Source organism: Methylobacterium sp. B1 (assembly GCF_000333255.1).
GTDB classification, from domain to species: domain Bacteria; phylum Pseudomonadota; class Alphaproteobacteria; order Rhizobiales; family Beijerinckiaceae; genus Methylobacterium; species Methylobacterium fujisawaense.
In genome coordinates this window covers 1-10873 of sequence record NZ_BACT01000617.1, presented here as the reverse complement: position 1 = coordinate 10873, position 10873 = coordinate 1, and the positions used below count along the sequence as shown (strand labels likewise).

Here is a 10873-nt window from a genome sequence, read left to right as displayed (position 1 = left end):
CGACGAGCAGGTGCGCGAGGTTCGGCTGCGCTTCGATCAGCGCGTCGAGGTTGTAGCCGCCGACGCGGCGCTGGACCTTCGGGAAGCGCGCCTCGATCTCGGCGCGGTGGTTGTCGGCGAGGCCGCGCATCCTCGCGGCCAGCGCCGCCGCCCGATCCGAGCCGTTCACGCCCGACCGGACGTCACCGGTCAGTCCGAAGCCGAAGGCCTCGCCGTCGTGGAACAGCGCCTCCATCGCCAGGACGTTGTCGCTCATCTTGCCGTAGCGCAGGGAGCGGGCGCCGCAGGAATTGTTGCCCGCCATACCGCCGATGGTGCAGCGGGTCGCCGTCGAGGGCTCGACGGGGAAGAACCATCCGTCGGCCTTCACCCGGGCGTTCAGCCGCTCCAGCACCATGCCGGGCTCGACCGTGATCGTGCCCGCCTCCGGATCGTAGGCCCGGACGCCGTTGAAGTACCGCGAGCAGTCGACCACCAGGCCCGAACCGATCGGCTGGCCGTTCTGCGACGTGCCACCGCCGCGCAGGATCACCGGCGCGCCGTGTTCGGCGGCGATGCGCAGGGTTGCGGCGATGTCGGCCGCGGAGCGCGGCAGCACCACGCCGGCCGGCATGATCTGGTAGATCGACGCGTCCGTGCTGTAGCGTCCGCGCGTGAACGCGTCGAACCGCGCCTCGCCCTGGAGCTGCTCCGCCAGCCTGCGCGGCAATCCGGCTTCCAGGCGCGCCGCGGCCCGCGGCGCCGGCGCATGCGCCCTCGCTTCCGTCACGATCGATCCCTCCCGTGATGGGACATGCCCACCTGACGGGAAATGTATTCAAAATTCAGTGCGGAGCAAATTGGCCGCGCTGTCGCGCTGGAGAGCGGGCTCGCGATGCCCTGTGCAGCCGTAGGCCCGGAGGGCCGTCGCAAGGGTTGCTCAGGACACCGCATGTTTCAACCCCGCGGCCGACCCGGGGAACAGGCCTCAGTGGTTGTCCCGCGGCACTCCGGAGACCTGCGCGACCTTCTGGAACTTCACCGCGCCCTTGAGCACCATGCCCTGATCGAGCTGATCGACCTGATCGCGATAGATCTCCTGCCACGGCGTCTGGGTCGCCGGGTAGGGATAGCCGCCGCGCGCCTCCAGATCCGCGCGCCGGCGGGCGAGATCCTCGGCCGGGAGCAGGATGTCGGCGCTCCGGCGATTGAGGTCGATGCGGATACGGTCGCCGGTCTGCAACAGGGCCAGCCCGCCCCCGGCGGCCGCCTCGGGCGAGGCGTTCAGGATGGCGGGCGTCCCGGAGGTGCCGGATTGCCGGCCGTCGCCGATGCAAGGCAGTGCGGTGACACCGCGCCGGATCAGCGATCCCGGCGGCTGCATGTTCACCACCTCGGCGGCGCCGGGATAGCCGATCGGTCCGGCTCCGCGCATAATCAGGATCGTGTTCTCGTCGATGTCGAGCGCCGGGTCGTCGATCCGTGTGTGGTAGTCCTCCGGTCCGTCGAACACGATGACGCGCCCCTCGAAGGCCATCGGGTCGTTCGGATTGCGCAGGTAGCGGGCCGCGAACTCCTCGGAGATCACGCAGGTCTTCATGATCGCCGAATCGAACAGGCTGCCCTTGAGGTTCAGGAAGCCCGCGCGCTCCATCAGCGGCGCGCCATAGGCGCGGATCACGTCGCGGTTCCAGCTGTGCCGGCCGCGGTAGTTCTCGCCCACGGTTCGGCCGTTGCAGGTCAGGGCGCCCTCGTGGACCTTCCCGGCGTCGATCAGCTCCGCGAAGACCGCCGGAAGGCCGCCGGCGCGAAAGTACTCCTCGCCGAGCCAGCGTCCGGCGGGCTGCATGTCCACCAGGAGAGGGATCTCGAATCCGACCCGCTCCCAGTCGTCGCAGGTCAGCGGAACACCGATGTGCTTCGCGATCGCGTTGATGTGGACCGGCGCGTTGGTCGAGCCGCCGATCGCCGCGTTGGCCACGATGGCGTTCTCGAAAGCTTCGCGGGTGAGGATGTCGGAGGGCTTGAGGTCCTCCCAGACCATCTCGACGATCCGTTGGCCGGTGGCGTAGGCGGCTTGCCCGCGCTCGCGGTAGGGGGCCGGGATCGCCGCCGAGCCGGGCAGGGCGAGACCGAGCGCCTCGGCGAGCGCGTTCATCGTGGAGGCCGTGCCCATCGTGTTGCAGTGGCCCGTGGACGGCGCCGAGGATCCGACGATGTCCATGAACTGCTGGAAGTCGATGTCGCCCGCCGCGTGCCGCTCCCGGGCCTTCCAGACGATGGTGCCCGAGCCGGTCAGCTCCTTGTGGAAGTAGCCGTTGAGCATAGGCCCGACATTCAGCGAGATCGCCGGGATGTTGACCGTGGCCGCCGCCATCAGACAGGCCGGCATGGTCTTGTCGCAGCCGGTGAGCAGGACGACGCCGTCGAGGGGATAGCCGTACAGCACCTCCACCAGGGACAGGTAGGCGAGGTTTCGGTCGAGGGACGCGGTCGGACGCTTGCCGGTTTCCTGAATCGGATGGCAGGGGAATTCGAAGGCAACGCCGCCGGCCGCCGTGATGCCTTCCCGGACCCGCTTGGCGAGTTCGAGATGGTGGCGGTTGCAGGGAGACAGGTCGGACCCCGTCTGGGCGATGCCGATCAGAGGTTTGCCCGAACGCAACTCCTCCGGCGTCAGTCCATAGTTGAGGTATCGCTCCAGATAGAGCGCGGTCATGCCGGGATTGTGCGGGTTGTCGAACCACGCCTTGGAGCGCAGGTCAGATGGCGTGATCCGGCGTTTGTCGCTCATGGTCGCTTCCTCGCATCCTGTGGCCGGCGCGGACGGTCCGGCTCCTGTCTTCGGCAGCGGCCGCAGGACGCGTGACCGCGGTCGCGGCGCCCCGGACTCGGTTTTGGATACTCCGGCGCATCAGGCAGGGCAGCCTCATCGGCGCTGGATTGATTTCAGGACAGCATCCGCGTGTCACCGTCGATGGAAATGGCCTGACCCGAGATGGTCCGGCCGCGGGGCGAGCAAAGCAGCAGGATCTGGTCGGCGAGCTGCCGGGCGGTGACGTAGTCCTTGACCGAAACGAACGAGAAGGCGCGGGCTTCCATCTCGGCGAAGCTCGTGCCCTGCTGCTGGGCCTTCGATTCGAGCACCCGGCGCTGCCGGTCGCCGGCCACCAAGCCCGGCAGGATCGCATTCACCCGGATGCCGGACCCGCCGAGTTCGATCGCCAAAGACTTGGTGAAGCCGATGACCCCCCATTTGGCCGCCGCGTAGGGGCTGCGCAGGGCGAAGCCGAACTTGCCGGCCGCCGAGGACAGATTGACGATCGAGGCGTTAGGGCTTTGGCGCAGATGGGGCACCGCGAGGCGCGCGCAGTTGAACTGGCCGTTCAGGCACACGGTGAGACATCGGTCCCACTCTTCGGGGGCGATCTCCTCGACCCGTCCGGTCGGCCCGGCGATGCCGGCATTGTTGATCAGCACGTCGATGCCACCGAGGAACTCGACCGCGCGGTCCATCATCGTGGCGACGCCATCGCGGTCGGCGACATCGGTCCGGATACGGCCGACCGCGTCCGGCAGACCGGCCAGTGCCTCGCTGTCTACGTCGCAGGAGAAGACACGCGCCCCTTCCTCCAGGAAGGCCTCGACGATCCCGCGGCCGATTCCGGCAGCACCCGCCGTCACCAAGACACGCAGGCCGGCAATCCCCAGATCCATGATCAGTCCTCTCCCTGAACGTCCCGCAATCCGCCGCGGGTCAAGATGAACTCCGCGGCTTCCCGGATGTCGGCCGCGATCGCGGCGGCGGCGGCCGCGCCGTCCCGGTTCTCGATCGCCACCACGGCCTCGGCGTGCCGCCGAAGCGCGAAACCCTGGCGCAGCCGCTCCGGATGGGCGCGCAGATCCAGATTGATCACCGGGCCCGCCTTCAGCCAGAGCCGGGCGATGATCTCCTGCAAGGGACCGAGTCCGCAGGCACCGTAGATCGCGAAATGCAGATCGCGGTTGAGTTGCACCGCGCGCGCCCGGTCGGGCTCTGCCGCCTCCGCTTCCGCCCGGAACGCGGCCTCGGTCCGCCGGATCGCTGCGAGTTCCGTGGCGGTCCTTAGCTCGGCCGCACGGGCCACGGCGATGCCCTCCACGGCGATGCGGGTCTCGACCAGAGCCCGGAAGGCGTCCGCGCTCATGACCGGCACCCGGATCACCCGGTTCGGAGCCACTTCCAGCACGCCGTCCGCCGCCAGACGGCTCACCGCCTCGCGGACCGGCATGACCGAGACGCCGAGCGCCGCCGCGCTCTGGCGCAGGGACAGCCGGTCGCCCGGCGCCAGCCGTCCCGAGGCCAGGAGGTCCGACAGGGCTTCATAGACGGTGTCGGACAGGGTCCGCCGTTCGAGCAGAGGCAGTTCGGCAAGGACCGATGTGGAATTCATATGCCGACCCTAGACGGATCCGGCACTATCGCGCTAGTGATCTGTGATCACAGTTTGGGTGAGGGCCGCCAGAGCCCACAACAACAACCCGGCTGGAGGAAACGCACGGGAGCGGAACGATGACGGACCGGTTCGGGGATTCCCTTTCTCGCCGCAGCCTTCTGAAAGCCGGCGGCGCAGCGCTTCTCGCGCCGGCTCTTGCGAGCCCGGCCCTGTCGCAGGGTCAGTCGGACGTGATCCGGATCGGGCACCTGACGCCGCGGACCGGCTTCCTCGGACCGCTCGGCGAGTTCGCCGTGCAGGCGGCGCAGCTCGCGGTCGAGGAGATCAATGCCGCGGGCGGCATCGCGGGTCGGAAGGTCGAGCTTCTCTCCGAGGACAGCGTCAACCCGCAGACTGCCTCGGCCAAGGCCGAGCGCATGGTCCAGCGGGACCGCGTGGCGTGCCTCGTCGGCGAGATCAACTCGGCTTCGGCGCTGGCGATCAGCCAAGTGGCTCAGCGGGAGAAGATCCTATTCATCAACACCGGCGCCAATTCGGACGCGCTGCGCGGCTCCGACTGCAAACGCTTCATGTTCCACGTCGAATCGCAGAACACCATGATGGTGCGCGCCTGCGGGCGCGCGCTGCTCGACCGCGGCCTGATCAAGGGTCGCAAGGTCTACGCGCTCACGGCCGACTACGCCTTCGGCCACGACCTGTTGAAGCAGGCCAAGAAATACTTCGCGGCCAACGACGCGACGCTCGTCGGCGAGGATCTGATCCCCACCGAGCTCACGGACTTCTCGCCCTTCCTGCTCAAGCTCCGTCAGGCCAAGCCGGACCTCGTGATCTGCAACCTCGCGGGCGCGCAGATCACCAATTTCCTCAAGCAATACAGCGAGTTCGGCCTGCCGTTCCCGGTCGCCGGCTTCGGCTTCGACACGGCGCTCGCCTGGGGTGCCGGGCCCGGCAACTTCCTCGGAACCTGGCCGGTGATCTGGCATCACCAGATCGACTCGCCCTCGGCGAAGACGTTCGTCGCCGCCTTCAAGGCCAAGTACAAGAAGCCGCCGGAGAACCAGGGCTGGGGTGACTACACCGCGCTCAAGATCGTTGCGCAGTCGATGAACGAGCTGAAGGCGACCGAGTCGATCAAGGTCGTCGAGCACCTGGAATCGGGCGCGAAGTTCGACATCGCCAAGGTCCGCGAGGGCTATTTCCGCCCCTGGGACCACGAATTGATGCAGGAGATGTTCGCGATCACCGCCCTGCCGGCGGATCAGGTCAAGAACCCCTACGACATCTTCACCTCGACCGGGCCGCTCCCCGGTCCCGGCGAGAGCCTGGAGGTCCTCGCCACCACCCGTGACGAGAACGCCTGCACCTTCCCGGCGTGAGGCCGTCATGCAGCTCGTCTTCATCCTGGAGCAGGTGCTCAACGGCCTGCTGATCGGCGTGCAATATCTGCTGATCGCGCTCGGCCTGTCGCTGATCTTCAGCCTCGGCGGCATCGTGAACCTCGCCCACGGTGCCTTCTACGCCATCGGCGCCTACCTGACCGTGCTGCTGACGCCCTCGATCGGTTTCGGCGGCGCCCTCATCGCATCTCCCCTGGCGGTGGGGGTGCTCGGGCTCGTGATCGAGCGCTTCCTGTTGCGGCGCTTCTATCGCGGCGATCCGACCCTCGGCCTGCTCCTCACATTCGGACTCGCCATGGTGGCCGAGCAGGCCCTGCGCATGGCCTTCGGGGCGGCGCCGGTGCCGTTCGGGATCCCGACATGGCTGCGCGGTCAGGTCTTCATCGGCGACCTGATCTACTCGCGCTACCGGCTCTCGATCCTCGTGGTGGCTGTGGCCTGCGTGGCCGGCCTTTGGCTGCTCCTGACCCGCACCAGCTTTGGGCGCGTGGTCCGGGCCGGCGTGCAGAACCCCGACATGGTCGCGGCCCTCGGCATCTCGCTCCGGCCCTACATGACCGCCGTTGTCACCATCGCGGTGGGGCTCGCGGCGCTGGCCGGGACCATGATGGCCCCGGTCACAGGGGTCCAGCCCGCCATGGGCGCCGAGATCCTCACCTTCGCCTTCGTGGTGGTGGTGATCGGCGGCCTCGGCTCTTTCTGGGGGGTGGTGCTCGCCGCGCTGATCGTCGGCGTGGTCCGGGGCCTCACCGCCTACGCCTATCCGCCGGCCACCGAGGCCGCCGTCTACGCCCTCATGGTGCTCGTCCTGCTGCTGCGCCCGCGCGGCCTGTTCGGCGAGCACATCGCCCGGTTCGAGTGAGCGGAGAGCGTCCCATGTCCGGAACCGCCGAGCCGCTGCCGCTCGCCCTGCCGCAGCGCGACCTGATCCTGCGCGAGAGCCGCCAGCTCTGGGCGGCGCTCGCCGCCCTCATCGTCCTGCCCTTCGCCCTCGACGCCATCGGCCTGACGCTGATCACCGCCACCGACGTGGTGATCTTCGCCCTGGCCGTGCTCGGCCTAAACATCCTGGTCGGCTGGACCGGGCTCACCTCCTTCGGCCATGGGGCCTGGTTCGGGATCGGCGCCTACGCGGTGGCGATCCTGCAGACGCGGCTTGTCCCCGGCGACATGGCGCTGCCGCTCCTCGGCGCCCTGGCGATCACCGGAGTCGCGGCTCTGGCGGCCGGAGCCCTGATCTTGCGACGGCGGGGTGTCTACTTCTCGCTGCTGACGCTCGCCTTCACGGCGATGCTCTACGCCATCGCGTTCCGCTGGACCGACCTGACCGGCGGCGAGAACGGCATCGGCAACCTGCACCGCTGGGCGGTGCTGCAGGAGCCCGGCGCCTACTACGCGGCGGTGTCGGGTATCGCCTTCGCGGTGCTGGTCGCGCTCTGGCGGTTCCGGCGCTCGCCGATGGGCACGGTACTCGTGGCGATCCGCGAGAACGAGCAGCGTGCCGGCTTCCTCGGCTACGCCACCAACCGCTACAAGCTCGCGGCCTTCGTGATCTCGGCGACGATCACCGGGCTGGCCGGGGCGCTCTCGGCCTACAGTCATCGCTTCACCTCGGCCGACCCGATCTCCATCGCGTTCTCGGGCGAACTGCTCGCCATGGTGGTGATCGGCGGGATGCGCTCGTTCCTCGGGCCGGCCCTCGGCGCGCTGTTCTACATCCTGTTCCGCGAGTTCCTGTCGATCTACACCGCCGACTGGCTGCTGTATTTCGGGCTGCTGTTCGTCGCCTTCATCGTGTTCTCGCCGGACGGGCTGGTCGGCATCGCGGCGCGGCTGCTCAAGCCGTTCCGGCGCGTCCCGACCGAGGGCGCGGCCATGGCGGCCCGCCGCGCCGGCGCCTCGGGCCGCGTCCCGGCGCGCTTCATCGCCGAGGGACGCGGCACGGGACCGGTTCTCGTCGCCGATGCCATCAGGAAGAACTTCGGCCCCGTGAACGCGGTGCGGGGCGTCTCCTTCGCGGTGGCGGACAAGACGCTTCACGCCCTGATCGGCCCCAACGGTGCCGGCAAGACCACGGCCTTCAATCTGCTCTCCGGCATGTTCCGGCCGAGCGGCGGCAGCATCCGCCTCGACGGTCAAGAGATCGCCGGCCTGGAACCGCACGCGATCACCCGGGCCGGACTCGGGCGCTCGTTCCAGATCACCAACCTGTTCCCGGGCCTCTCAGTGGAGGAGAACGTCCGCCTGGCGGTGCAGGCGCGCCACGCGGCGCATTTCAGCCCCTGGCGGGACGCCCTTTCGATCCGCGCGATCGCCGACGACACCGCCGAGCTGCTGCGCTGGACGGGCCTCGCCGGGATCGAGCGGGCCGAGGCCGGCAGCCTGTCCTACGGCGGCCAGCGGCTCCTCGACATGGGGCTGGCGCTGGCCACGCAACCCCGCGTGCTGCTTCTCGACGAGCCGCTCGCCGGCTTGGCCGCCGCCGAGCGCGAGCGCGTCGGCGAGCTGATCAAGGCGCTCTCGGCCGACATCCCGGTCCTGCTCGTGGAGCACGACATCGACCGCGTGTTCCGTCTGGCCGACCGCGTCACCGTGATGGCCGACGGCGCCGTGCTGGTCGACGGCTCCGTCGCGGATGCCCGGGACGATGCCCGGGTCCAGGCGGTTTACCTCGGATCGGGCACGGCGGCGATCGCCGCGAAGCCGCGCGCCAGCGCCGCCGAGGCCGAGACGCTGCTCGCCATGGAGGGCGTCGATACCTTCTATGGCAAGTCGCACATCCTCAACGGGGTCACCCTCACGGTGAACCGGGGTGAGGTGGTGGCGCTCCTCGGCCGCAACGGCGCCGGCAAGTCGACCCTGCTCAAGACGTTGATCGGCACAGCATCACCGGCCGCCGGCCGGATCGTGCTCGCCAACCGGGACATCGCTGGCCTCTCGCCCGACAAGATCGCCCGGCTCGGCATCGGCTACGTGCCGCAGGGGCGGGCGCTGTTCGCCGGGATGAGCGTCGCCGAGAATCTGGGCCTCGGTCGTCTGCGGCGGCTCACCGGTGCCGGCATCCATTGGGATGAGGAGAAGGTTCTGGAGTTCTTCCCGCGGCTCAAGGAGCGCTGGACCGTCGATGCCGCCCGCCTGTCGGGCGGCGAGCAGCAGATGGTGGCGGTGGCGCGCGCGCTGTCGGGCGATACGCGGCTCCTGCTTCTCGACGAGCCGTTCGAAGGCCTGTCGCCGGCCGTGACCGAAGAGCTGTTCGAGGCCTTCGACCGGCTGCGCCGCGAGATCGCGATCATCCTGGTGGACCATCACCTCGATCTGGCGCGGGCCCTGTCCGACCGGACCGTGGCGCTGGAGCGGGGCAGCGTGCAGTGGGCGGGCGAGTCGCGCCTCTTGCGCGAAGATCAGGAGCTGAGACGGAAGGTGCTGTGGCTATGACCGAAAGCGTCGCGATCGTCGGCGCCGGCCTGATCGGCCGGGCCTGGGCGATGATCTTCGCCCGCGCCGGCTGGGACGTGCGGCTGTTCGATTCCGCCGAGGGCGTCGCCGAGGCTGCGCTCCCGCTCTGCGCCGAAGGACTCCGCACCCTGGCGGCCAACGGGCTCTGTACCGATCCGGAGGGAGCTGCCGGGCGCATCCGGAGCGCGGGGAGTCTCGCCGCCGCCCTTGACGGTGTGAACTTCGTCCAGGAGAACGGGCCCGAACGGCTCGACGTCAAGCGGACCCTCTTTGCCGAGCTCGATGCCCACGCGCCGCGGGACGCGGTGATCGCGTCGTCCTCATCGGCCATCCGCTGCTCGCTGTTCACCGAAAATCTGCCGGGCCGGGCGCGCTGCCTCATCGGCCATCCGGTGAATCCGCCGCACCTGATCCCGCTCGTGGAGATCTCCGGCGCGGCCTGGACCGATCCGGCGGCTCTGGCACGAGCGCGAGCGGTGTACGAGGCCATCGGACAGGTCCCCATCACGGTGCTGAAGGAGATCGAGGGCTTCATCCTCAACCGGCTTCAGGGCGCCCTGCTGGCGGAGGCGTTCCGTCTCACCTCGGAGGGCTATGTCACCCCGCAGGATCTCGACAAGACCGTCGCGGACGGGCTCGGCCTGCGCTGGAGCTTCATGGGACCGTTCGAGACGATCGAGTTGAACGCGCCGGGCGGCATCGCCGATTACTGCGCCCGCTATACCGGCTTCTACAAAAGCCTGGCCGCCGATCCGGCGCCGCCTTCGGTCTACGAGGCGCCGGCCACCGAGGCGATCCTGGCCAAGTGGCAGCCGCCGGACGATCTACCCGCACGCATGGACCGCCGCGACACGCGGCTGGCGGCGCTCCGGGCCCACAAGGCTTCACAGAAGGACTGAGCATGGCCTCACAGCGGAAAGTCATCATCACCTGCGCGGTGACGGGCGCGATCCACACGCCCAGCATGTCGCCGCACCTGCCCGTGACGCCCGAGGAGATCGCCGACGCCGCCATCGGCGCCGCCGAGGCCGGCGCCGCCATCGTGCATCTGCATGCCCGCAATCCGGTGAACGGCCAGCCCGACCAGACACCCGAGGCCTTCGCCAAGTTCCTGCCGGTGATCAAGCAGCGCTCGAACTGCGTGGTGAACATCACCACCGGCGGCGCGCCGACCATGTCGATCGAGGAGCGGGTGCGCCCGGCCGCGACCTTTCAGCCGGAGGTCGCCTCCCTGAACCTCGGCTCGATGAATTTCGGCCTGTTCGGGATGCTCGACCGCTTCAAGGACCTGAAGCATCAGTGGGAGCGGGACTATCTCGGCAACAAGGACATCATCTTCCGCAACACCTTCGGCCAGATCGAGCACATCCTGACGACCTGCGGTCCGAACGGGACGAAATTCGAGTTCGAGTGCTACGACACCGCGCATCTCTACAATCTGAAATACTTTTTCGACCGCGGCCTCGTGCAAGCGCCGCTGTTCATCCAGACGGTGTTCGGACTGCAGGGCGGGATCGGCGCGCATCCCGACGACGTGATGCACATGAAGCGCACCGCCGATCGGCTGTTCGGCGATCAGTACCGCTGGTCGGTGCTCGGGGCGGG

9 protein-coding genes are annotated in these 10873 nt (G+C 68.9%); 5 read left to right on the top strand and 4 right to left on the bottom strand.

From position 1 onward, the window contains the following. The 4 genes from I53_RS18405 to I53_RS18390 all read right to left on the bottom strand — a co-directional run. A partial coding sequence (locus I53_RS18405) for an FAD-binding oxidoreductase (protein WP_043353281.1) occupies window positions 1-769 on the bottom strand: 769 nt, incomplete at its 3' end. Window positions 770-967: 198 nt separating this feature from the next. After that, window positions 968-2773, bottom strand: coding sequence for an IlvD/Edd family dehydratase (locus I53_RS18400; protein ID WP_043353279.1), 1806 nt, complete (start codon window positions 2771-2773; stop codon window positions 968-970). Window positions 2774-2928: 155 nt separating this feature from the next. Continuing rightward, window positions 2929-3696, bottom strand: coding sequence for an SDR family oxidoreductase (locus tag I53_RS18395; protein WP_043353277.1), 768 nt, complete (start codon window positions 3694-3696; stop codon window positions 2929-2931). A 2-nt stretch (window positions 3697-3698) separates the two neighbouring features. Further along, entirely contained in the window at window positions 3699-4412 is a 714-nt protein-coding gene (locus I53_RS18390) for a GntR family transcriptional regulator (protein ID WP_043353275.1), read from the bottom strand. 119 nt (window positions 4413-4531) lie between these two features. On the opposite strand from I53_RS18390, the gene I53_RS18385 reads away from it, so the two are divergent. From I53_RS18385 to I53_RS18365, 5 genes are all read left to right on the top strand, one after another. Next, entirely contained in the window at window positions 4532-5791 is a 1260-nt protein-coding gene (locus tag I53_RS18385) for an ABC transporter substrate-binding protein (RefSeq protein WP_043353273.1), read from the top strand. 7 nt (window positions 5792-5798) lie between these two features. Further along, window positions 5799-6674 (top strand): branched-chain amino acid ABC transporter permease, encoded by an 876-nt coding sequence (locus I53_RS18380; protein ID WP_043353271.1) that lies wholly within the window; start codon window positions 5799-5801, stop codon window positions 6672-6674. A gap of 14 nt (window positions 6675-6688) precedes the next feature. Beyond that, entirely contained in the window at window positions 6689-9247 is a 2559-nt protein-coding gene (locus I53_RS18375; RefSeq protein WP_043353269.1) for a branched-chain amino acid ABC transporter ATP-binding protein/permease, read from the top strand. Next, entirely contained in the window at window positions 9244-10167 is a 924-nt protein-coding gene (locus I53_RS18370; protein WP_043353267.1) for a 3-hydroxyacyl-CoA dehydrogenase, read from the top strand. The genes I53_RS18375 and I53_RS18370 overlap by 4 nt, the downstream gene beginning before the upstream one ends. A gap of 2 nt (window positions 10168-10169) precedes the next feature. After that, window positions 10170-10873, top strand: a 704-nt coding sequence (locus I53_RS18365; protein WP_043353266.1) for a 3-keto-5-aminohexanoate cleavage protein, incomplete at its 3' end; no start/stop codon positions are given.

Coding starts and splice junctions, on each gene's coding strand:
- I53_RS18400 (WP_043353279.1), bottom strand. CDS start 2,773: ATGAGCGACAAACGCCGGATCACGCCATCTGACCTGCGCTCCAAGGCG.
- I53_RS18395 (WP_043353277.1), bottom strand. CDS start 3,696: ATGGATCTGGGGATTGCCGGCCTGCGTGTCTTGGTGACGGCGGGTGCT.
- I53_RS18390 (WP_043353275.1), bottom strand. CDS start 4,412: ATGAATTCCACATCGGTCCTTGCCGAACTGCCTCTGCTCGAACGGCGG.
- I53_RS18385 (WP_043353273.1), top strand. CDS start 4,532: ATGACGGACCGGTTCGGGGATTCCCTTTCTCGCCGCAGCCTTCTGAAA.
- I53_RS18380 (WP_043353271.1), top strand. CDS start 5,799: ATGCAGCTCGTCTTCATCCTGGAGCAGGTGCTCAACGGCCTGCTGATC.
- I53_RS18375 (WP_043353269.1), top strand. CDS start 6,689: ATGTCCGGAACCGCCGAGCCGCTGCCGCTCGCCCTGCCGCAGCGCGAC.
- I53_RS18370 (WP_043353267.1), top strand. CDS start 9,244: ATGACCGAAAGCGTCGCGATCGTCGGCGCCGGCCTGATCGGCCGGGCC.